At 66.5% G+C, this 21,424-nt stretch carries 18 protein-coding genes; 4 read left to right on the forward strand and 14 right to left on the reverse strand.

The genetic code is table 11. The features are described 5' to 3' along the window. The 10 genes from pheT to DFR24_RS10575 all read right to left on the reverse strand — a co-directional run bounded on the left by pheT (position 1) and on the right by DFR24_RS10575 (position 11,122). Positions 1–2,364, reverse strand: a complete 2,364-nt coding sequence (pheT, locus tag DFR24_RS10530; RefSeq protein WP_133881215.1) for a phenylalanine--tRNA ligase subunit beta — start codon at positions 2,362–2,364, stop codon at positions 1–3. Between the two features lie 10 nt (positions 2,365–2,374). Further along, the gene (gene pheS / locus DFR24_RS10535; protein ID WP_133881216.1) at positions 2,375–3,403 is read right to left on the reverse strand and encodes a phenylalanine--tRNA ligase subunit alpha; all 1,029 of its coding nucleotides are present in this window, start codon (positions 3,401–3,403) and stop codon (positions 2,375–2,377) included. Positions 3,404–3,498: 95 nt separating this feature from the next. Continuing rightward, positions 3,499–3,855, reverse strand: a complete 357-nt coding sequence (gene rplT, locus DFR24_RS10540) for a 50S ribosomal protein L20 (protein ID WP_133881217.1) — start codon at positions 3,853–3,855, stop codon at positions 3,499–3,501. A 12-nt stretch (positions 3,856–3,867) separates the two neighbouring features. After that, positions 3,868–4,065, reverse strand: a complete 198-nt coding sequence (rpmI, locus tag DFR24_RS10545; RefSeq protein WP_133881218.1) for a 50S ribosomal protein L35 — start codon at positions 4,063–4,065, stop codon at positions 3,868–3,870. A 203-nt stretch (positions 4,066–4,268) separates the two neighbouring features. After that, complete coding sequence (gene infC / locus DFR24_RS10550; protein WP_366518916.1) at positions 4,269–4,823, reverse strand: translation initiation factor IF-3; 555 nt, start codon at positions 4,821–4,823, stop codon at positions 4,269–4,271. A 115-nt stretch (positions 4,824–4,938) separates the two neighbouring features. Beyond that, positions 4,939–6,159: an ABC transporter permease gene (locus DFR24_RS10555; RefSeq protein ID WP_133881220.1), complete on the reverse strand. Its 1,221-nt coding sequence runs from the start codon at positions 6,157–6,159 to the stop codon at positions 4,939–4,941. Beyond that, complete coding sequence (locus DFR24_RS10560; protein WP_133881221.1) at positions 6,156–6,884, reverse strand: ABC transporter ATP-binding protein; 729 nt, start codon at positions 6,882–6,884, stop codon at positions 6,156–6,158. Before DFR24_RS10560 ends, DFR24_RS10555 begins: the two co-directional genes overlap by 4 nt. Positions 6,885–6,886: 2 nt before the next feature. Next, positions 6,887–8,242, reverse strand: coding sequence for an efflux RND transporter periplasmic adaptor subunit (locus tag DFR24_RS10565; RefSeq protein WP_133881222.1), 1,356 nt, complete (start codon positions 8,240–8,242; stop codon positions 6,887–6,889). After that, positions 8,239–9,717 carry a TolC family protein gene (locus DFR24_RS10570; protein ID WP_162851151.1) on the reverse strand — a complete coding sequence of 493 codons (1,479 nt, stop codon included), beginning with the start codon at positions 9,715–9,717 and terminating at the stop codon, positions 8,239–8,241. The genes DFR24_RS10565 and DFR24_RS10570 overlap by 4 nt, the downstream gene beginning before the upstream one ends. 217 nt (positions 9,718–9,934) lie before the next feature. Then, a complete protein-coding gene (locus DFR24_RS10575; protein ID WP_133881224.1) occupies positions 9,935–11,122 on the reverse strand; it encodes an EAL domain-containing protein in 1,188 nt (395 codons plus the stop codon). 180 nt (positions 11,123–11,302) lie between these two features. Here DFR24_RS10575 and DFR24_RS10580 point away from each other — a divergent pair, with 180 nt between their 5' ends. Both DFR24_RS10580 and DFR24_RS10585 read left to right on the forward strand, forming a co-directional pair. Beyond that, positions 11,303–11,635 (forward strand): YnfA family protein, encoded by a 333-nt coding sequence (locus DFR24_RS10580; RefSeq protein ID WP_133881225.1) that lies wholly within the window; start codon positions 11,303–11,305, stop codon positions 11,633–11,635. 12 nt (positions 11,636–11,647) lie between these two features. After that, positions 11,648–12,931, forward strand: coding sequence for an MFS transporter (locus tag DFR24_RS10585; RefSeq protein WP_133881226.1), 1,284 nt, complete (start codon positions 11,648–11,650; stop codon positions 12,929–12,931). Positions 12,932–13,013: 82 nt separating this feature from the next. Here DFR24_RS10585 and DFR24_RS10590 read toward each other — a convergent pair whose 3' ends face one another. The 4 genes from DFR24_RS10590 to DFR24_RS10605 form a co-directional block, all read right to left on the reverse strand. After that, positions 13,014–15,323: a hydantoinase B/oxoprolinase family protein gene (locus DFR24_RS10590; protein WP_133881227.1), complete on the reverse strand. Its 2,310-nt coding sequence runs from the start codon at positions 15,321–15,323 to the stop codon at positions 13,014–13,016. A 141-nt stretch (positions 15,324–15,464) separates the two neighbouring features. Continuing rightward, on the reverse strand, positions 15,465–17,600 hold the full coding sequence (locus DFR24_RS10595) for a hydantoinase/oxoprolinase family protein (RefSeq protein ID WP_133881228.1): 2,136 nt from the start codon (positions 17,598–17,600) through the stop codon (positions 15,465–15,467). Continuing rightward, positions 17,597–18,034 (reverse strand): acetone carboxylase subunit gamma, encoded by a 438-nt coding sequence (locus tag DFR24_RS10600; RefSeq protein ID WP_133881229.1) that lies wholly within the window; start codon positions 18,032–18,034, stop codon positions 17,597–17,599. The genes DFR24_RS10595 and DFR24_RS10600 overlap by 4 nt, the downstream gene beginning before the upstream one ends. Positions 18,035–18,222: 188 nt before the next feature. Further along, positions 18,223–19,125, reverse strand: a complete 903-nt coding sequence (locus tag DFR24_RS10605; protein WP_133881230.1) for a DMT family transporter — start codon at positions 19,123–19,125, stop codon at positions 18,223–18,225. Between the two features lie 336 nt (positions 19,126–19,461). Here DFR24_RS10605 and DFR24_RS10610 point away from each other — a divergent pair, with 336 nt between their 5' ends. Then, entirely contained in the window at positions 19,462–20,403 is a 942-nt protein-coding gene (locus DFR24_RS10610) for an ABC transporter ATP-binding protein (protein ID WP_133881231.1), read from the forward strand. Next, a complete protein-coding gene (locus tag DFR24_RS10615; protein ID WP_133881232.1) occupies positions 20,400–21,161 on the forward strand; it encodes an ABC transporter permease in 762 nt (253 codons plus the stop codon). The genes DFR24_RS10610 and DFR24_RS10615 overlap by 4 nt, the downstream gene beginning before the upstream one ends. The last annotated feature ends 263 nt before the right edge of the window (positions 21,162–21,424 follow it).

Below are 21,424 nucleotides of genomic sequence, written 5' to 3' on the forward strand. Positions count from 1 at the left end.
TCAGCTTCGCCCGGATGCCCCCAATTTTTCTGCCACCTCGGCGTTGATGCGTGCCATCGCCGAGTCGATCTCCACGTCCGTCAGGGTGCGCGAGTAGTCTTGGAAAATCAAGCCTAAAGCCATGCTTTTGAAGGTAGTCCCGAGATTTTCCCCGCGGTACACGTCGAACACGAAGACGTCCCGCAGCGACGGCGGCGCGGCCGCGCGGACAGCTTCCTGCAAGGTTCCGAGAGAAATCGACTCAGGGACAACCAGTGCCAGATCGCGCCGGGAGGCCGGAAATTCCGGCACCGGCCGGGCCCGGGGCACCTCGGTACGCTGCAGAACTGTTGCTGACAGTTCAAATACCAGCGCACTCGATGGCAGGCCCAGATCCGTCACCAGCGCCGGGTGCAACTCGCCGATCCAGCCGGCCGCCTGGCCGTCGCAGCTGATGCGTGCGCTGCGACCGGGATGCAGCGCCGGGTGCTCCGCCGCTTCGAACCGGAAATCCTCCGGGCGCCCGAACAGGGCCTGCACCTCGGCCTTCAGGTCGTAGAAGTCCGACCCGCGCGCCTTGGCGCCCCACTGTTCCGGCAGCGCCGGGCCTGCGATCAGTCCGGCAATGCGCGGAGTCTCGGCAATGGCTCCTTCCACGCGGGTGAAGCACACGCCTGCCTCGAACAACCGCAGCCGCGGCATCTGGCGGGCGTGGTTGTAGCGCCAGGCGTCGAGCAGGCCGCACCAGAGCGTCGACCGCATCAGCGCAAGGTTGTCGGCGATCGGGTTGTCCAGCGGGATGGCCACCGCGTCGGGCGCCAGCCGCTCCTGCACCGCACGGTCGGCGAACGCCAGCGAGATGATCTCCTGCCAGCCGCGCGCCGCCAGGATGTTCTTCAGCGAAGCCAGGCTGCGCTGCGATTCGCTCGGCCGTCCGGGCGCGATGCGCGCGGCGTAGGGCTTGGCGGGAATCCGGTCGTAGCCGAACAGGCGCGCAACCTCTTCGATCAGATCCGCCTCGATGCGCAGGTCGTAGCGCCAGCTCGGAACCTGCGTCGACCAGGTGCCGCCGACTTCGTTGCGCGTCGTGATGCTCAGCCGCGCCAGCAGGGCCTCGACGTCCTTGGCCGCGATGTCCTGGCCCAGCAGCTTGTTGAGCCGCGCATGCCGAAGCTTCACGCGCACTTCCGGCAACGGCCGACCGGTGAAGGTCACCGGGCCCGCCTCACCACCGCAGATCTGCGCGGTCAGCTCCGTTGCACGTTCCAGCGCGGCGCGCTGCAGCTCCGGGTCCACGCCACGTTCGAAGCGGTACAGCGCGTCCGACGCCAGCTTGTGGCGCCGGCCGGTACCGGCCACGGCGTTCATCGCGAAGCAGGCGCTTTCGAAGAACACGCGCGTCGTCGAACCGGACACCGCCGTCGAGGCACCGCCCATGACGCCCGCGAGCGCAACCGGTCCGCTGTCGTCGCAGATCAGCAGCTCGTTATTGTTGAGTTCGACCGGCTGGTCGTTCAGAAGGGTGAGCGACTCGCCGGCCTTGGCGCGACGAACCCGCACCGTACCGACCAGACGCGATGCGTCGAACGCGTGCATCGGCTGGCCGAGTTCCATCATCACGTAGTTGGTGACGTCGACCAGCGGCTGGATGCTGCGGATGCCGCTACGGCGCAGGCGCTCGCGCATCGCGTCCGGCGTGCGCGCACGTGCATTCAGGCCGTACATCACGCGGCCCGCGTAGGCCGAACAATCCGCCGGGCTCTCGATCTCCACCGAGTGGCGGTGCTCACCGACGACGACGGCCTGCTTCGCGCGCGGCCGCGTCACGTTCACGCCATACAGCGCCGCCACTTCACGCGCCAGGCCCACAACCGACAGGCAGTCGCCGCGATTGGGCGTGATCTCGAGGTTCAGGATCTTGTCGTCGAGCGCCAGATGCTTCTCGATCGGGGTGCCGGGACGCGCGTCGGCATCGAGTTCCAGCAAGCCTTCGGATTTCTCGGCCAGGCCCAGCTCGGAGGCCGAGCACAGCATGCCGGCCGACTCCACGCCGCGCAGCGCGGACGCCTTGATCTCCAGGCCGCCGGGCAGACGGGCGCCCGGCAAGGCCACGGGCGCCACCATGCCGGCGCGCGCGTTCGCGGCGCCGCAGACGATCGTCGATTTGGCGCTCGCGCCTACATCGACCTCGCACACGCGCAGCCGCTCGGCGTTGGGATGCGGCGCGATCGACACGATGCGACCCACGACGACGCCACGCGGCAACTCGGCGCAGACGGGTTCGATCTCCAGCTCCAGACCGCCCATCACCAAGCGTTCGGCGATCTGCTCGATGGTCGCGGACGGATTCACCCACTCGCGCAACCACTGTTCCGAAAGTTTCATGGCGTCAGACTCAGGCGAACTGCTGCAGGAAGCGCAGGTCGTTGTTGAAGAACAGGCGCAGATCGTCGACGCCGTAGCGCAGCATCGTCAGGCGCTCCACGCCCATGCCGAAGGCGTAGCCGGTGTATCGCTCGGGGTCGAGGCCGACGGCCTCGAACACCTTCGGGTGCACCATTCCGCAGCCCAGCAACTCGAGCCAGCGGCCCGGATGGTCAGGTCCTTTCGAGGGATCGCGCCAGCGCATGTGCACGTCGGCGCCCGGCTCCACGAACGGGAAATACGAGGGGCGGAACAGCGCCTCCACATCCTGTTCGAAGAAGCGCGACAGGAACGTCTGCAGGTCGTACTTGAGGTCGGCGAAGCTGACGTCCTCGGCCACGTACAGACCTTCGACCTGATGAAACATCGGGCTGTGCGTGCGATCGGAATCGACGCGATATACGCGGCCGGGACAGATGATGCGGATCGGCGGCGTGCGGCCCGACTTCACGACGTTCTGCATCGTGCGGATCTGCACCGGGCTGGTGTGCGTGCGCAGCACGCGCGCGCCGTTCTCCACGTAGAACGTGTCCTGCATCGCGCGGGCGGGATGCAGTTCGGGAATGTTCAACGCGCCGAAATTGTGGAAGTCGTCCTCGATCTCGGGTCCGTCCATCGTCTCGAAGCCGAGCTCGTTGAACAGGCGCTCGATGCGGTTGAGCGTGCGCGTCAGCGGATGCAGACCGCCGACGCCTTCGCCGCGTCCCGGCAAGGTCACGTCGAGGGTCTCGCTGGCGAGCTTCGCCGCCAGCTCCTTGCGCGCCAGCTGCACACCGCGATGCGATAACGCCGTGGTGACCAGCTCCTTGACGCGGTTCACGCGATCACCGAAAGCCTTGCGTTCCTCGGGCGCCATGCCGCCCAGCTGCTTGAGCAGTTCGGTGACGCGGCCCTTCTTGCCGAGGTAATTGACTCGCAGCTGCTCGAGATCGCGGCTATCCGGCGCGGCTGAAATCTCGGCCAGCGCGGCCTGCTGGATCGCGTCGAGTGATTCGCTCATGGACTTCCCAGAAACAAGGAAGGGAAGCGGCGCAGCGCGCAGCTTCCCTTCGTGACTCGTGCCCGCCGCGATCTACACGGCGGATCGTGCGTCGATTACGCCAGGGCCGCTTTCGCCTTCTCCACCAGCGCGGCAAACGCCGGCTTGTCGTGGATGGCGATATCGGACAGGACCTTGCGATCCAGCGTGATGCCGGCCTTGCTCATGCCGTTGATGAAACGGCTGTACGACAGGCCCAGCTCGTTGGTCGCGGCGTTGATGCGCTGGATCCAGAGCGCGCGGAACTCGCGCTTCTTGACGCGGCGATCGCGGTACGCGTACTGACCGGACTTGATGACCTGCTGCTTGGCGGCGCGGTAGACGCGCGACTTCGCGCCCTGGTAACCCTTCGCCTTGTTGAGCAGCTTCTTGTGACGCGCGCGGGCGGTGACGCCTCTCTTGACTCGTGCCATGTGCGATTCTCCTTAGGCGTAGGGCAACATCTTGTTGACTTCCTTCACGTCGGAGCCCGAGATCTGGGCTTCGCCGCGCAGCTGGCGGATACGCTTTGCCGGCTTCTTCGTCAGGATGTGGCGCTTGTGGGAATGGCCTCGCTTGTAGCCGCCTTTCCCGGTCTTGGAGAAGCGCTTGGCAGCGCTCTTGACCGTCTTCATCTTGGGCATTGGAACTCCTTCCCGGTTGTGCCGGGTCTTGAATGGCCGACTTCACAACCCGCCCGGGGCGCTTGTCGGGCCCGCGACGACCGTCGCGGGACTTCGGTTTGCCTGTAGCAGGGGCGTGAGCCCCGACCACAAGCCTTGAATCAGCGGTTGCTCAAACCAACTGCGAGCGACCGGTCGGGGCTGTCGCCCCTGCTACAAAATGCTTAGTGCTTCTTGGCGCCGAGCACCATGACCGCCTGGCGCCCTTCCATCTTGGGATGCTGCTCGACGACGGCCAGTTCGGCCAGATCGCCCTTCACCCGATCCATCACGCGCATACCCAGTTCCTGGTGCGCCATCTCGCGACCGCGGTAGCGAATCGTGACCTTGACCTTGTCGCCCTCTTCCAGGAAGCGCGTCATGTTGCGCAGCTTGGTCTGGTAGTCGGCTTCCTCGGTCGTGGGTCGGAACTTCACTTCCTTGACCTCGATCTGCTTCTGCTTCCTCTTGGCGGCGTGCTGTGCCTTGTCCTTCTGGTACAGGTACTTGCCGTAATCCATGATCTTGCAGACCGGCGGGTCCGCGTTGGGCGAGACCTCCACCAGATCGAGCTCCGACTCGGCCGCCTTGGCGATCGCGTCGCGGGTCATCATGATGCCGACCATCTCGCCATCGGCGCCGATCACGCGGACGCGTCCGGCCGTGATCTGCTCGTTGCGCCGGTCTTCACGTTCTTGGGCGATGCTGCAATCTCCTGCGAATTCCTGGGCTGCCGCAATTCAAAGCGGACAGACAAGCAAAGCCCGCGAGGCGGGCTTTGGGGCGGCCATCATAGGCAGGCAGGGCCCGAAGCTCAATAGGAACAGCCCCCTGAGACCCCATTGCCGTACGGCCCTAGTGATACCGGAGGGCCTCGATCGGCTCCAACCGCGCTGCCTTGCGGGCCGGATACCAGCCGAAGAACACCCCGACCGACGCCGATACTGCGAAGGCCAGCACGATCGCCGTCGAACTGATCAGCACCGGCACGTCGGCGAAGCGCTCGACGATCAGCGTGCCACCGACGCCGATCAGCACGCCCACCGTCCCGCCGAGCAGCGCCAGCAGGATCGACTCCAGCAGGAACTGCAGCAGCACGTCGCGCGGCTGGGCGCCGATGGCCACGCGAATGCCGATCTCGCGCGTCCGCTCGGTGACGCTCACCAACATGATGTTCATGATCCCGATGCCGCCGACGACCAGCGAGATCGACGCGATGGCGCCGAGCAGCAGCGACATCACGCGCGCCGTCGACGCCGCGGTCTCGGCCACCGCCGTCAGGTTGCGCACGTTGAAGTCCGGGTCCTGCCCCGCACGGATGCCGTGCCGTTCGTTGAGCAGGCTGTTGATCTCCAGCTCGGTCTGCGGCATCGCGGCTTCCGAGACGCTCTGCACCATGATCATGCGCAGCGTGCCCTGGAAGCGTGAACCGAACAGCTTGCGCTGGGCCGCGGTCACCGGGACCAGCACGGTGTCGTCCTGATCGCGCCCGTCCAGGCTCTGGCCCTTGCGGGCGAGTACGCCGGTGACCAGGTAAGGACTGCCGTTGATGCGGATGGTCTTGCCGACGGCATCTTCGGAGCCGAACAGCTGGCCGGCCACGGTCTGCCCGAGCACGGCGACGCGCCCGGCGGAGCGCACGTCCGAATCGCCGAACATCGCGCCGGCATCCATCGGCCATTCGCGCACGACGAGGTAGTCGTCGGTGGTGCCGAAGACCTGCGTGCCCCAGTTGTACGAGCCGTAGACGACCTGCGCGTTGCCCGACACCTGCGGCGCCACCGCGTTGACCGAGCCCAGCTCGGTGATGGCCTCGGCGTCGCCCATGGTCAACGTGGACGCATTGCCGCCGCCGAGCCGCACGCCCGAGGTCGATGCGCTTCCGGCCAGCACGATGAACAGGTTGCTGCCCATCGAGGCGATCGAGTCCTGGACCGACTTCTGCGCCCCGCTGCCGACCGCCAGCATGATGATCACGGCGGCGACGCCGATGACCATGCCCAGCGTCGTCAGGAACGTGCGCAGGCGGTTGGAACTCAGCGCCTGGACCGCTTCGGCAAGCATCGGTCCGATCATGCGACGGCTCCGGCCCGCTGCGCGGTGCGCAGCTGCTGCTGCCGGTCCTCGACGACCACGCCGTCGTGGAAACGGATGACGCGCTTGGCGTACTCCGCCACATCCGGCTCGTGCGTGACCAGCACCAGCGTGATGCCTTCCTCGCGGTTGAGCTCGGAGAACAGCGACATCACTTCTTCGGTCGTATGGCTGTCCAGGTTGCCGGTGGGTTCATCCGCGAGCACCACGCGAGGCCGGTTCACCAGGGCGCGCGCGATCGCGACGCGTTGCTGCTGTCCGCCGGAAATCCGTGACGGCAGTGAATCCGCATAGCGTTCCAGGCCCACGCGCTCCAGCAGCACACGGGCACGCGCCTGGCGCTCGGCACGGGGCACGCCGGCGTACACCAGCGGCAAGGCGACGTTGTCGACCACGCTCGCACGCTGCAACAGGTTGAAGCCCTGGAACACGAAGCCGAGGTGGCGGTTGCGCACGCGCGCCAGTTCCTCGTTCGGCAGCCCGGCGACGTCGCGATCTCCGAGCCAGTAGCGCCCGCGCGTCGGCGAATCCAGGCAGCCCAGCAGGTTCATGAACGTGGATTTTCCGGAGCCCGACGGACCCATGATCGCCACGAACTCGCCTTCACGGATCTCCAGGTCGACGCCGCGCAGGGCCGGGAACGCGCCCGCCGCGGTGACGTAATCCTTGCTCAGACCTTCGACGCGGATCAGTGCAGCGCCGCTCATGCTCAGAACATCCTCATGCGCATCGGCTGCTGCGACTGCGCGGCACCCTTGGTCGCAACGCGATCGCCGACGATGAGGATGTCGCCCTCGTGCAGCTCGTCCGATTCGACCGCCGTGTTGCGGCCGTCGGTGCGCGACGGCCTCACTGCCACCGCCACCGCCTTGTCGCCGCGCAGGACGTACACGCTGCGTTCCGGGTTGTCGCCGCGACGGTGTCGACCGCCCGGCTTGCCGCCCGATTCACCGCCGGCTTCGCCGGACCGTCGCGACTCGCCGCCGCCGCCGCCGCGGGATTCCCGGTTGCCGCGGGATTCGCCGCCGGTTTTCGATTCGCCACGGTTGCCCTTCGCCTCGGAGCCGGCCGCCCCGTCGCCGCCGGCGCGCGACTCACGCGATCGCGAGCCTCCGCTCGAACCGGTCTTCACCGGCTCCGCGTCCTTGGGCCGGTAACGCAGCGCGCTGTTGGGCACGCGCAGCGTGTCGTTCAGGCGGCTCAGTTCGACGCTCACGTACGCCGTCATGCCGGGGAGCAGCGACAGATCCTCGTTGTCCACGTCCACGACGACGTCGTAGGTCACGACGTTCTGCGTCGTCGTCGGATTCATGCGCACCTGTCGCACCGCGCCCTTGAACGAGCGATCCGGGAATGCGTCGACGGTGAAGCGCGTCAACTGCCCGGGCTGGATGCGCCCGATGTCGGCCTCGGCGAACGTCGTGTGGATCAGCATCTTCCTGAGATCGCCGGCGACCTTGAACAGCTCCGGCGTCTGGTAGCTCGCGGCCACGGTCTGGCCTTCCTCGACGGTGCGCGCCACGACCGTGCCGGACACCGGCGAGCGGATCACCGAGTTGCGCAGATCGACCTCGGCGTCGGCCAGCGCCGCGCGCGCCTGCTCGACCTGGGCCGAAGCCGATTTCAGCGCCTGCCGGGTCTGGTCGAGTTCCTGTCGCGCGACATAGCCCTTCTCGAACAGATCGCGCGAGCGCGCATCGTTGGCCTTCGCCAGATCCAGGCTGGCCTGCACGGATTCCAGTGCCGCGCGCGACTGGCTCACGCGCGCCTGGTAGGCGGCCGGGTCGAGCTCCAGCAGCACCTGGCCCGCGGTGACGCTGTCGTTGAAGTCCACGTGCACCTTCACCGCGGTGCCCGACACCTGGGTGCCGACGCTGACCAGGATCACCGGATTGAGCGTGCCGTTGGCCGAGACGCTCTCGACGATCTCGCCGCGGCTGACCTCGTCGGTCAGGTAGGCGGACCCGGGATCGGCGTCCTTGCGCAGGTAGCCCCAGGCCGCCGCGGCGACCGCCGCGAGCAGCAGGAAGATCAGCCAGGGATTGAACAGGGTGCGGAGCTTCATCGGCGGGTCGGCGTCGCCGCCGGGGTCATGTTCGTATCGAGATCGGGATTGCGCGCGGTGTCGAGAACGCCGACGGACTGCGCGAGCTGCGTGCGGGCCGCGGCCCAGTTGCTGCGCGCGAGCACGAGCTGGCGGCGCGCATCGGCGGCGCTGCTCTGCGCGTTGATCAGATCCAGGATCGTGCCGACGCCGGCCTCGTAGCGGCCGCGCGCGACGCTTTCGGATTCCTCGGCGGCCGCGACGAGCGACTGCGCGGTGAACACCGACTGCGTCTGCGTCGTCAGCTCGCTGTGCGCCTGGTAGACGTCGAGCGTGGCCTGGTTGCGCAGGCGTTCGAGTTCGGCCTTGCTCGCTTCGAGCTGGGCCTCGGCGCCGCGAACGCGGTACGTCGTGCTGAAGCCCTCGAAGATCGGGATCGACAGCGACAGACCCACCGACGTGGTGTCACGCGTGCGCGTGCCGGTATCGGTGTAGCTCTGCGAAGCCGATGCCGACAGGGACGGGCGACCGGCAGCCCGCGCAGCGTCGATGTCGCTCTCCGCCGAACGCAGGTTCGCCGCCGCAGCCGCCAGGTCCGGGCGCGCCTCGATCGACGCGGTCACCAGCGGATCGAGCTGTTCGGTGTAGTCCGCCGACGGCGACACGACCGGTGCTTCCGCCAGCCGCAACTTCGTGTTCGCGGCCAGGCCCATCGCATTGGCCAGCGTCCCCAGCGAGGTGCGCAATGCGCCTTCGGCCTGCACGCGCGTGAGCTGCGACTGCGAGTACGCGGTCTGCGCCTGCAAGCGGTCGGCGCGGGTCGCAGTGCCCACCTGCTCGCGGATCGTCGCCGCGTCGAGACTTTCCTTGGCCGCGCGCTCGCCTTCCTGGGCCGCCTTGAGCGCGCCCTCGGCGGAAACCCACCCGTAATAGCTGGTCACGGCGCTCAGATACACGGTCTGCAAGGTCGCATTGCGCGTGGCGCGCGCGGCATCGAGCAGGGCGCGGGCGCCGTCGAGCGCCGCACCGCGGGCGCCGAAATCGAACAGCAGGTAGCTGAGGGTCGCGCTCGCCGAATAGCGGGTCTTGTTGCCGGAAGAGCTGGACGAAAACTCGGAGCCTTCGCCCTCACCCCCTCCAAAGCCCGATGAGCTCGTGCTGTCACCCGCGACCGTACGCGTGGCCGAGCCCGATCCCGACACGGTGGGCAGGTACGCCGAACGCGCGGCGCCGACCGCGGCAGCCCGCGAGCGCGCCGTGGCCCAGGCCGACGCCGTCTGCGGATTGCGGCACAGCGAGGTGTCGATGACGTCGGCCAGGTTCAGCGGCCGCTCCGGCAACGTCGGCGGGCAAGGCCTTCCGGTTTCCTGCAGCGAAGGAATGGCCGCCAGATCGCCGAACGGATCGGAGAACTCGAATGCCGCGGCCGGCAGCGTCGTTCCCGCCCACGCGACGCTTGCGAGCAGGACGCGGGACAGCCAGCGTGGAAGATTCACGAGCATCGTTCGGATCGGTCTGTCGAAGGGAGAGGCGGCTGAGGGACAGCGGTTTCGGGATAAATACTTTTAACCCGGCCGTCTTCAGAGGGCCCGCTTTGTAACAAAACTTTGCAAGCGGCCTCGTGACGAGCCCGGGTGAAACCCGGGGGGGCTGTTTCGAAGGCTCTTGAGGGAAGCCGAAGCCCCGGGTTTCACCCGGGCTACGCGGTACCGATCAGGAGGGCTCGATGACCCACTGCTTCCCGATCAGCTTCACGGCCTCGGCTTCCGGAACCATGCGCGAGAAGTACCAGCCCTGCGCGTACTCGAAGCCCATCTCGCTCAACAGCCGCGCTTGTGCGGCGGTCTCCACGCCTTCGGCGACCACGTCCATACCGAGCTTCTGCGCCAGCGAACCCATCGCCTGGACGACCTTGCGCGTGGGCTCGTCCTCGATCAGACGCCCGATGAACGTCTGATCGATCTTGAGCGTGTCGACCGGCAGCCGGTGGAGGTACGACAGCGACGAATAGCCGGTGCCGAAATCGTCGATCGCGATCCGCAGGCCCGCGGCGCGCTGCTCCGCGAGCACGCGGATCGCCTTCTCGAAATCCTCCATCAGCAGGCTTTCGGTGACTTCGAGCTTGATGCGTCGGGGCTCCACCGCGGCCTCGCTCACCGCGGCGGACACGGCATCACTCAATCCTGGCGCCATCAGCTGCCGACCGGAAAGGTTGATGTTCATGAAAACGTCGCCGGTCGGCGCCATGCGCGCGAGCGCCGCGCATCCCTCGCTCAGGATCCAGCGTCCGATCGACAGGATCAGCCCCGAATCCTCGGCAACCGGAATGAACTGCGCGGGCGACACGAAACCCTGCGACGGACTCTGCCAGCGGATCAGGGCCTCGAAACCGGCGGTCTGGAGGTCCGCCAATCGGATGATCGGCTGATAGCCCAGCAGGAACTCCTTGCGATCCAGCGCCAGCGCCAGGTCGTGCTCCATCTTCAGCCGCGTGAGCACGGCCTCGCGATCGCGATCCTCCGGGCCCAGCGCACGCTGGCTGCCGGGCGCGAGCACGTCGCGGTAGCGCGCGAGCAAGACCTTGAGCAGAAGGCGCAGCATCGGGTCCGCGGCACCGAGGCGTTCGTGCAGATGCTCGAAGGTGACCGTGCGCAGGCTCAGCTCGGTGGCGGCGCGCGCGGAGGCCGAGCGGACGCACCCGTCGATCAGGGCCATCTCGCCGATCAGTTCGCCGGGTCCCAGGTGCGCGAGCGTCTCGATCCTGCCGTCGTGCTCGTGGGTGATGGCAACCATCCCCTTCTCGATGACGAACGCGCAGTCGCCCGGATCGCCTTCGCGGAAGATCCACTCGCCTGCTCGCAGACTCCGCAGGAAGCGGTTGTCCGACCCCCAAGCCTCCATGATCCGCCCTCTTCCTCGACGATTCGTCCCGGGCTGATGTGTACCCGCTCGGCGTCCGAATGATGGCCCCTGCCGCGGTCAGCCTATCAAGCCACGTTGCCGGCGCACAGGTTCGGTCCCCGGGAAAACCGCGCCTCACCCTCTGACACAATCGGGATCGTTCCGGAACCGCCCTCGCCCATGCTGAGCAGCGTCCCGGCCGCCCTCGCCGCGGCCTTCCTCGAAATCGCCGGCTGCTTCGCGTTCTGGTCCTGGCTGCGGCTGGGCAAGCCGGCGTGGTGGATCGTGCCCGGCATCGCCTCGCTGGTCGCGTTCGCGTGGCTGCTGACGCGCATCGACGCGGTTCACGCCGGGCGGGCGTTCGCGGCCTACGGCGGCATCTACATCGTCTGCTCGCTGGCGTGGCTGTGGGCCGTTGAAGGCGCCCGACCCGATCGCTGGGACACTGCCGGCGCGGCGGCCTGCCTGATCGGCGCGGGCCTGATCCTGTTCGGCCCGCGCGGCGCGGCCTGAGCATCCCGCGCGATGTCCACCTTCACGCCCCGGCAGCGGATGCGCGCGATCTTCGGCGGATCGGTAGGCAACCTGGTCGAGTGGTACGACTGGTACACCTACGCCGCGTTCTCGCTGTACTTCGCGCCGGTGTTCTTTCCCAAGGACGATCTGACGGCGCAGCTGCTGAACTCTGCCGCGATCTTCGCCGTGGGTTTCCTGATGCGGCCGCTCGGCGGCCTGCTGTTCGGCTGGTACGCGGACCGGCGCGGCCGCAAGGCGGCGCTGACGCGCTCGGTCGTGCTGATGTGCTTCGGCTCGCTGCTGATCGCGCTGACACCCGGCTACGCGCAGATCGGCGTGCTCGCACCGGCGATGCTGTTGCTGGCGCGCCTGATCCAGGGCCTGAGCGTGGGCGGCGAATACGGCACCAGCGCCACGTATCTGTCCGAGATGGCCACGCGCGAGCATCGCGGCTTCTGGTCGAGCTTCCAGTACGTGACGCTGATCCTGGGCCAGCTCAGCGCGCTGGCGGTACTGATCCTGCTGCAGGCCGTGCTGACGCAGGAGCAGCTCGAAACCTGGGGCTGGCGCATTCCGTTCGCGATCGGCGCTGCGCTGGCCATCGTCGCGCTGTGGCTGCGGCGAAACCTGGAGGAGACCGAATCCTTCGTCGTCGCGGGTGCTACCAAGCGCACCAACCCGGCGCGCGAACTGCTGCGCCATCCGCGCGAACTCGCCACCGTGGTCGGCCTGACGATGGGCGGAACGCTGGCGTTCTACACGTACACGACGTACATGCAGAAGTTTCTCGTCAACACCACCGGGTTCACGAAGGCGGCCGCGACCTCGGTGTCCGCCGCCGCGCTGGTCGTCTTCCTGTTCGTGCAGCCGCTGATGGGCGCGCTGTCGGACCGCATCGGACGAAGGCCGCTGCTGCTCGGCTTCGGAATCGGCGGCATGCTGGTCACGGTCCCGCTGATGCATGCACTAGCCGGCGTGCAGACGCCGTTCGCCGCGTTCGCGCTGATCACGTTCGCGCTGCTGATCGTCAGCGGCTACACGTCGATCAACGCCGTCGTGAAGGCCGAACTGTTCCCGGTCGAAGTGCGTGCGCTCGGCGTCGGGCTGCCGTACGCGGTCACGGTGTCGATCTTCGGCGGCACCGCCGAGTACCTCGCGCTGTGGTTCAAGTCGATCGGACTCGAGAGCGGCTTCTACTGGTACGTCGTCGCGTGCATCGGCGTGTCGCTGGTGACGTACTGGCGGATGGGGGATACGCGCACGACGTCGCGGATCGATCGGGACCAACCGTAGCCCGGGTGCAACCCGGGATTCTTCCCCGATGTGAGAAAGAAGCCCCGGGTTTCACCCGGGCTACGGCGACTGCGGGTCCCTACTACTTCTTCTTCGCCTTCTTCGCCGGTGCCGCCTTCTTCTTCGCGCCCGCAGCCTTGGCACCCGCCTCGGCCTTCTTGAACGCCGCTACCTGCGCCTCGAGCGACGCGATGTACACGTCCTTCGGATTGAGCATGAACTGGCTCTGCAGCGCCGCACCACTCATCTTCACGCGCTGGCCCATCATCACGCCGTAGACCTCGCTGACGTCGTCGCCCCAGCAGCCCATGTACGGCAGATTCACCGGCGGCTCCGGCGTGTTCCAGGTCTTCACGAACTTGTCGTAAGGCACACCCCGCTTCATGCGCGCCTTGCGCTCGTCGGCGCGCGCTTTCGCCGTGGCGACTTCGTCGATGACGCCGCTCGCGGCGTCAAACACGACCTTGTAGATCTCGCGCGCGGTGTCGTGCGAGATCAGGTCTTCCTCGATGTCCTTCATCACCGAGGCCGGATCACGCTGCAGTACGTCGCCGTAACCGCCGCCGGCACCCTGGCACATCATGTAGATCTCGCCCGGCGCGGCCAGCTCGAACGTCATGGCCATCGGGTGCGTCGAATACGCCGCGCCCTCGATGGGCTGCTCGTTCATCAGCTTGATGATGTCGAACGGCACCCGTTCGGGATTCTTCTGCAGCTGCTCGAACACGTCGGTGTTCTTGATCTTGCACAGCGGGTAGGTCGGCGACGAATACCCGCCGAACAGCGGCTGCGACGACGGGAACAGCGAGCCCGAGCAACCGGTCATGTAGCCCCACATCGCCGACCCGCGGAACGTGTGGATCTGCTCGTAGCCCATGCCGCTGCGCTGCTTGCCGAAGCCGACGCGATCCTTGGTCAGCGTGAACGCGCCCAGGCGCACCAGCGGAAGGTCCTCTTCCATCAGCTCGATCTCGCCGATGTCGCAATGCGCGGCAAACGGCGGCGACACCGAGTGTTCGCCGTCGCGGTGGCTGCGGCCGCCCTGCCCCATGCCGTTGATGTCCGCGCAGAAGTTGCCGGTGAACTCGGCGTGCTGCGTCAGGCCGCCGTAGATCAGCGTGGCCGGCTGGTCGTACTGCGGCGCCACGATCGCGGTGTAGCGAACGGGCAACGAGTAATTGAACTTGGCCATCGGCACGCTGGCGATGGTCATCGTCTTGAACAGCGGGATCAGGCTCATCGCCTGCGGCGTGTCGAACGAGCCGTTGATGATCGACTTCTCGTCGAAGATGAAATCGAACGGCGTGAACACCGCCATCGTGAACGGCAGGTCCGGCCACACGTTCTGCATCCAGCCGCTGTAGAGCATCGTCTTGAACGAGGCCTGGCAGGCGTTGATCGAACGGTTGAGCAGTTCCGGCGAGGATCCGCGCATGTCGACGGTGAGCTTGTCGCCCTGCACCGTGATCGCCATGTTGAGCTTGAGCAGCGCGCTCTCGCGCAGCGTCGAATCGGCGAACGACATCGTGCGCATCGTGCCGTCCGGCATCTCGCGGATGCGGCGCTTGACCTCCTCCACCACGTCCTCGATGTTCTTGCGCAGCGTCACGATCAGCGCTTCCTCGCCGTATTCCTCCAGCACCTTGATCACGCGCTCACGCAGGCGCAGGCAGGAATGCAGGCGCACCTTCATGTCCTCGAGCTGCAGCTTGGGATCGCGCACCGAGTTCTGCAGGAAGGTGACGAGGTCGCGCTTGAGCTCGAACTTCTCGACGACCTTGAACGGCGACATCTTCAGGCCTTCGTCGAACTTGCTCTCGGCCGCGGCCGGCATGCCGCCGGGCTCGGTGGCGCCGTTCTCGCCTTCGTGGATCGTGGCCGAGATCCAGCACACCAGCTTCTCGTTCCAGAAGATGGGCATCATCATCGACTGGTCGGTGTTGTGGATGCCGCCGTAACGCGCGTCGTTGTGGATGAAGCCGTCGCCGTCATGCACGCCGACGCTGGGCTCGTGCGTCCAGTACTTGTTGACGAACTTGATCGGGTAGAACACCGCGGCCGCGAAGCCGCCGACGCCGTAGGGCGCGATCATCGACAGATCACCGGCGGCGGTGAAGATGCCGGTGGTCATGTCGCCCCACTTGGCGCCGGGCGCCGCGCCCATCTGCTCGATCATCGTGTTCGATTCATCGAGTGCCGCCGTGATCAGCCCGCGGACCTCGTTGACCTTGTGCGCGTCCACCGGCGCGGAGAGCAAGCGTTCCTCGAGCGCACTACGCGCCTCGATGCGGTGGTTCTCCATGATCGCCGGATCGGGGCCGTAGAACAGCTTGTTCTGGCGGACGAAGCGATCGAGCATCGCCTGCTGTTCGGGGGTGTTGGGTGCGTTCATCGGTAAGTTCTCCTCGATTTCCAACGTCTTCACCGCAAAGGCGCAAAGGGAAAAGAAAGGACGCAAAGAAAAGCCACAGGCTGATGAATCAAAACCTTTGCGACCTTTCTTTTCCCTTTGCGCCTCTGCGGTGAAAATCTTTCAGTCCGCGACGCGCGTGAACCACACCGCGTTCTGATCCGCCGCCGTATAGCGCCAGCCTGGTTCGATCAGGTACGTCGTCGCCCGCGTCACGACGATGGCCGGACCCTCGATCGTCGTGCCGGGCTTGAGCGCGGCCTCGTCGTAGACCGCGGTCTTCTGGGCGCCGTCGACGCCGACGAAGTGGCAGTCGCGCGTGCCGACCGGCGGCGGCGCCGGCAAGGTGTTCTTCGGCGGCTTGATGTTGCGGAACTGGATGCCGGGGTGCGCCACGTAGCTGCACACGCGGATCGTGTTGATGCGCACGCCGGCTTCCGGCGTCTGGCTGCCTTCGCCGAAGCGCTCGCCGTAGCGGCCGTGGAACTGCTCGATCAGCTTGAGCACGTGCTCCGGCGCCGTCACGCGATTGAGATCGGTGACCACCGCCGTCTCGACGCGCTGGTTGCCGTAGCGCATGTCCAGCTCCAGGCGGTACTCGATGCGGTCGGCGGCGAAACCCTGGCGCAGCAGATCTTCGCGACCACGGCGCTCGAGTTCCTCGACGATGCCGTTGAAGCGCGGATAGTCGCTGAAGAAGGTCTGGCGGTTGGCGTCGAACAGCGGCGTCCAGGTGCTCATCTCGTGGATGTGCAACTGGCTCATGTTGCCCGCGCCCACCGCTGAGAACACCGATGCGAACGGCGGCGCCAGGATGCGCTTGACGCCCAGCGCGCGTGCGATGCCGCAGGCGTGCAACGGACCGTTGCCGCCGTAGGCCAGCGTGGTGAAATTCTCCGGCTCGTAGCCGCGCGTGCGCAGTTCGCGCGCGATGCCGTTGGCCATGTTGCCGTCGACAGTGCGCTTGATCAGCTTGGCGCACTCGACAGCGGAGATGTCGAGCTCGTCGACCAGATGCTCCTCGATCGCCTGCTTCGAGCGCTTGGCGTTGAGCTTGATGCGACCGCCGGCGTAGTTGCCCGGATCGAGATATCCGAGCACGAGGTCGGCGTCGGTCACCGTCGGTTTCATGCCGCCGCGGTCGTAGCAAGCCGGGCCCGGGTCGGAGCCCGCGGATTCCGGCCCCACCTGCACGGTCTTGAACATGCGGTCGTACCGGCAGATCGAGCCGCCGCCGGCACCCAGGGTCACCAGATGCACCATCGGCACGCTGACCATCCAGCGTTCGATGATCGGGTTGAAGTCGTAGTGCTTGACGCCGCCCTCGACGACGATGCCGATGTCGAACGAGGTGCCGCCCATGTCGGTAGCGACGATGTTGCCCAGTTCGGTCTGCAGCGCCAGGTGCTCGCTGGCCGCGATGCCCGACACCGGACCCGAGTGCACCGTCTGCAGCGCATCGGTGGAATTGAGCTGCGCCATGCCGCCGGAGTTGTGGTTGCACAGCATCGGCTTGTCGTAGCCGGCGTTGCGCAGGTTCAACTCCAGCGTGCCCAGGCCGTGGTACATCACCTGGTGCAGGAAGCCGTCGATGATCGTCGACATGGCGCGCACGTACTCGCCCTTGCGTCCCGCCACCTGGTGTGACAGCAGCATCGGGATCGCGCCGAGCATGTGGCCCGGGTATTCCTCGAGGAAGATCTCGCGGATGCGCATCTCGTGCACGGGATTGACCACGGAGTTGGCCAGCACGACGACGATGGCCTCGGCGCCGCGGTCCACCAGCTCGCGCAACTGCTCGCGCAGCTGGTCCTCGTCCAGCGCCATGACCACCGCGCCGGCGTAGTCCACGCGCTCGCGGACTTCCAGGATCATCGGGATCGGCACGATCGGATCCGGACGCTGCGCGTTGGGCACGTCCATCTGCTGCTTGTACGGCAGGCCGGTGGAATAGCCCTTGGCGCGCGTCAGCGGCACCGAGGAGCGAAAGCCATCCGTCGTCAGCAGACCCAGGCGCGGACCCTTGCGTTCGATCAGAGCGTTGGTGCCCAGCGTCGTGGCGTAGCGCACCGAGTCCACCTGCGAGAGCAGGTCGCGCTCGCTGATCTCCAGTTCCTTGCACGCGCTCTTCAGCGCTTCGTTGAAGCCCAGCGCCAGATTCTGATGTGTGGTGAGCGCCTTGGACTCGATCGTGCGGTCGCCCCAGGCGACGAAGCAGTCGGTGAAGGTGCCGCCGATGTCGACCGAGACGCGCTTCACTTCTCTTCTCCGGTGAACATGCGCGCTGCGCGCTGGCCGCCATGTGCGATGCGTTGGCGCGTGTCCTTGTCGGCGGGCGGCACCGATACCTCGGGACGATCCTTCCACTGCGCCTTGAGCGCATCGATATCCAGCGTGATGTCGCGGATCGGCGGGTGACCCGGCGGCAGGTACTCGGTCTCGATCATCGAGCCGCACTTCGGGCAGTAGTACTCGAGGATGCGGCACCAATCGGGATTGGGCGCGTACGTGAGTTCGTACTTGGCCGGATCCAGCAGCGGCTTGTGGATCTCGCGCGGGTCGCGGTTGTGGACGAGCAGGCCGCGCTTGTAGTTCTCGCGCGCGCCGATCAGCTCGGCCTCGCAGCTACGGCATTCCCACTTCTCCGTGTCCAGATCGATACGGAGATTCTCGGTGATCAGCACTTTCTTCATTCGGGGCTCCTCGGGCGCAGGCTGCGTGTGGCCTGCGTTCGGCACCCCGGCAAGTTAATGGCCGTGGGAGGGCCCGACCCCACCCTAAACGGTGGCCGGGTAGAGACCGGCGCCACCGTAGCCCGGACGAAGTCCGGGGCTTGTCCCTGCAGGTCGAGGGGGATCCCGGACTTCGTCCGGGCTACGGCTTACGCCGGCTTCGGAGGCACCAGGAACTGCGCCAGCAGAATTCCCGCCGCGATCAGGACCGCACCGACGACGTGAAACCCCTGCAGCCGCTCTCCGAGGAAGATCGCCGCCAGCAGCGTCCCGAACACCGGCATCAGGTGCAGGTACTGACCCGCCCGGTTCGCGCCGATCAGCTCCACCGCGCGGTTGAAGCACAGGTAGGCCAGCAGCGAGGGAAACACCATCACGTAGACCAATGCGAGCGCAGTCGGTCCGTCGAAGTGCATCTGCCGGTAGCCGACATGCTCGACGAGATAGACCGGCAACAGCATCAGCGAGCCGATCGCGAACGTCCCCGCGCAGAAGCTCAGGGGATGCACCTTCGGCCGTTCCCGCAGCAGGACCGAATACATGCCGTAGAGAACCACCGCGAGAAAGATGATGCCGTCGCCCGGACGCAGCGCCAGCGCCAGCAGTGCCTGCACGGAGCCATGCGAGATGATCACGGCCACGCCGGCCAGCGAGATCAGCAGCGCCAGCATCTGGATCCTGCGCACCGGCTCGCGGTAGATCAGGAACGAGCCCAGCACGATCAGCAGCGGCATCGTCGACTGCAGCAGCACCGCGTTCATGACGGTGGTCGTGTTGAGCCCGAAGTAGACCATCGAATTGAACGTGGCCACGCCCAGCAGCGACAGCAAGGCCACGCGCCCGGGTTGCGCCCGCAACGTCGGCCAGTCGCGCTTCAGGTGCGGCCAGGCGAAGCCCAGCACGATGACGAAGGCCCCCGCCCAGCGGAAGAACGCGAGCGCGATCGGCGGAATGTGCTCATGCACCGCCCGGCCGAGCACGAAGTTGCCCGACCAGAACAGCGTCGCGAGGGCAAGCAGCAGCGGTGCGGTGGACCAGAGGGAGCGCAGCATCGGGTCGGATCATAGGGGCGGCCTGCTGCCGAGGCGAGCGGTTCCGGGTGCTCTGGAGCTTCGAAAAGCTTTCAGCGCAAAGGGCGCGAAGAAAAGCAAAGACAAGGGCGCAAAGGATTGCAAGGTGGGCCGTGCGCTCGCGCCGCCTCACGTCCGCGGCCGGCAGTAACGGCAACGGCGCAGGAGTTCCCGATTCCCTTTGCGTCCTTTCTTTTCCCTTTGCGCCCTTTGCGCTGAAAGCTTTTCGAAGCTCCAGAGCACCAAAGCCTCTCGAAGCTCCAGAGCACCCAGGACGCCTCGCTTACACTCGCTGCCGGCACCCCACTGTCTTCCCGCGTGCAACCCGCCATCTCGATCCAGAACCTCGGCAAGTCCTACGCGACCGGCCATGTGGCACTCAAGAACGTCAGCCTCGACATCCAGCATGGCGAGATCTTCGCTCTGCTGGGGCCCAACGGGGCCGGCAAGACGACGCTGATCGGCATCGTCTGCGGGCTGGTCAATGCCACGAGCGGTTCGGTCTACGCGGATGGCCACGACATCCGCAAGGATTTTCGCGTCGCGCGTTCCATGATCGGCCTGGTGCCGCAGGAGATCGCGACCGATTCCTTCGAGACCGTGTGGGACACGTCCTGCCTGAGCCGCGGCCTGTTCGGCAAGGCGCCGAATCCGGCGCACATCGAAAAGGTGCTGCGCGCGCTGTCGCTGTGGGACAAGAAGGATTCGATGATCCGCACGCTGTCGGGCGGCATGAAACGGCGCGTGATGATCGCCAAGGCGCTGTCGCACGAACCCACGATCCTGTTTCTCGACGAGCCCACCGCCGGCGTCGACGTGGAGCTGCGCCGCGACATGTGGCAGGTCGTGCGCGATCTGCGCGCGGGCGGCGTCACGATCATCCTGACCACGCACTACATCGAGGAAGCCGAGGAGATGGCCGATCGCATCGGCGTGATCCGCAAGGGCGAACTGATCCTGGTCGAGGAAAAGTCGGCGCTGATGCGCAAGCTCGGCCAGAAGCAGCTCTGCCTGCGACTCAAGGCGCCGCTCGAAGCCGTCCCCGAGGCGCTGTCCGACTACGCGCTCACCCTGTCGGCCGACGGCAACCAGCTCATCTACCGCTTCGATGCGCAGGCCGACGAGACCGGCATCGCCGCGCTGCTGCGCCGGCTCGGCGAGCAGGGCATCGATTTCAAGGAGCTGCAGTCCGACCAGAGCTCGCTCGAGGACATCTTCGTGAGCCTGATCCATGAAGAATCCAAGGAGCACGCGCGATGAATTTCCACGCCATCCGCGCGATCTACCGCTTCGAGATGCACCGGACCTTCCGCACGCTGACGCAGAGCATCGCGTCGCCGGTGCTGTCGACCTCGCTCTACTTCATCGTCTTCGGCGCCGCGATCGGTTCTCGCATGGGCGCCATCGACGGCATCAGCTACGGCGCCTTCATCATCCCGGGCCTGATCATGCTGTCGCTGCTCAACGAGAGCATCTCGAACGCTTCGTTCGCAATCTACCTGCCCAAATGGACCGGGACGATCTACGAGGTCTTGTCGGCGCCAGTGTCGTTCGTCGAAGTCATGGTCGGCTATGTCGGTGCAGCGGCGACCAAGTCGGTGATCCTGGGCGTGCTGATCCTGTGCACGGCGCGGATCTTCGTCGACTACTCGATCGAACACCCGGTGTGGATGCTGTTCTTCCTCGTACTGACCGCGGTCACGTTCAGCCTCTTCGGTTTCATCATCGGCATCTGGGCGGACAACTTCGAGAAGCTGCAGGTCATCCCGCTGATGATCGTCACGCCGCTGACGTTCCTGGGCGGCAGCTTCTACTCCATCAGCATGCTGCCGCCGATCTGGCAGAAGATCACGCTGTTCAACCCGGTCGTGTACCTGATCAGCGGGTTCCGCTGGAGTTTCTACGGCGTGGCCGATGTCAACGTGGTCGTCTGCATCGGCGTGATCGTGGCGTTCCTCGTGGTGTGCGTGGCGACGGTGTGGTGGATCTTCCGGACCGGGTATCGCCTGAAGCCGTGAAGTGCGCGTGCGGGAACGCGTTTTCTCGCGGCTGTCGCTGGACGGGCTGAAAAGCGGAACGGTCCTGGCCGTCGCGCGACATCGGGTTCCAGGCGACAGGCCCGCGATTCCTGCCGCAGCCGGTAGGGTGCGCTGTGCGCACGCGGATGTCGTCGGCAGGCCCGCGTGCGCGCGGCGCACCCTACGAAGCGCTGCGCTCAAAAGCGCGAGGCGGGCCTTCGCTTCAGCGACGACTCGCCAGGAACGCCGCGACCGATCTTGAT

It is taken from the genome of Panacagrimonas perspica (genome assembly GCF_004364935.1).
Lineage (GTDB): Bacteria > Pseudomonadota > Gammaproteobacteria > Nevskiales > Nevskiaceae > Panacagrimonas > Panacagrimonas perspica.

What these genes read in the sequence shown, in the direction of transcription:
- pheT (WP_133881215.1), bottom strand. Translation starts at nt 2,364, where the DNA reads ATGAAACTTTCGGAACAGTGGTTGCGCGAGTGGGTGAATCCGTCCGCG.
- pheS (WP_133881216.1), bottom strand. Translation starts at nt 3,403, where the DNA reads ATGAGCGAATCACTCGACGCGATCCAGCAGGCCGCGCTGGCCGAGATT.
- rplT (WP_133881217.1), bottom strand. Translation starts at nt 3,855, where the DNA reads ATGGCACGAGTCAAGAGAGGCGTCACCGCCCGCGCGCGTCACAAGAAG.
- rpmI (WP_133881218.1), bottom strand. Translation starts at nt 4,065, where the DNA reads ATGCCCAAGATGAAGACGGTCAAGAGCGCTGCCAAGCGCTTCTCCAAG.
- DFR24_RS10555 (WP_133881220.1), bottom strand. Translation starts at nt 6,159, where the DNA reads ATGATCGGACCGATGCTTGCCGAAGCGGTCCAGGCGCTGAGTTCCAAC.
- DFR24_RS10560 (WP_133881221.1), bottom strand. Translation starts at nt 6,884, where the DNA reads ATGAGCGGCGCTGCACTGATCCGCGTCGAAGGTCTGAGCAAGGATTAC.
- DFR24_RS10565 (WP_133881222.1), bottom strand. Translation starts at nt 8,242, where the DNA reads ATGAAGCTCCGCACCCTGTTCAATCCCTGGCTGATCTTCCTGCTGCTC.
- DFR24_RS10575 (WP_133881224.1), bottom strand. Translation starts at nt 11,122, where the DNA reads ATGGAGGCTTGGGGGTCGGACAACCGCTTCCTGCGGAGTCTGCGAGCA.
- DFR24_RS10580 (WP_133881225.1), top strand. Translation starts at nt 11,303, where the DNA reads ATGCTGAGCAGCGTCCCGGCCGCCCTCGCCGCGGCCTTCCTCGAAATC.
- DFR24_RS10585 (WP_133881226.1), top strand. Translation starts at nt 11,648, where the DNA reads ATGTCCACCTTCACGCCCCGGCAGCGGATGCGCGCGATCTTCGGCGGA.
- DFR24_RS10590 (WP_133881227.1), bottom strand. Translation starts at nt 15,323, where the DNA reads ATGAACGCACCCAACACCCCCGAACAGCAGGCGATGCTCGATCGCTTC.
- DFR24_RS10600 (WP_133881229.1), bottom strand. Translation starts at nt 18,034, where the DNA reads ATGAAGAAAGTGCTGATCACCGAGAATCTCCGTATCGATCTGGACACG.
- DFR24_RS10605 (WP_133881230.1), bottom strand. Translation starts at nt 19,125, where the DNA reads ATGCTGCGCTCCCTCTGGTCCACCGCACCGCTGCTGCTTGCCCTCGCG.
- DFR24_RS10615 (WP_133881232.1), top strand. Translation starts at nt 20,400, where the DNA reads ATGAATTTCCACGCCATCCGCGCGATCTACCGCTTCGAGATGCACCGG.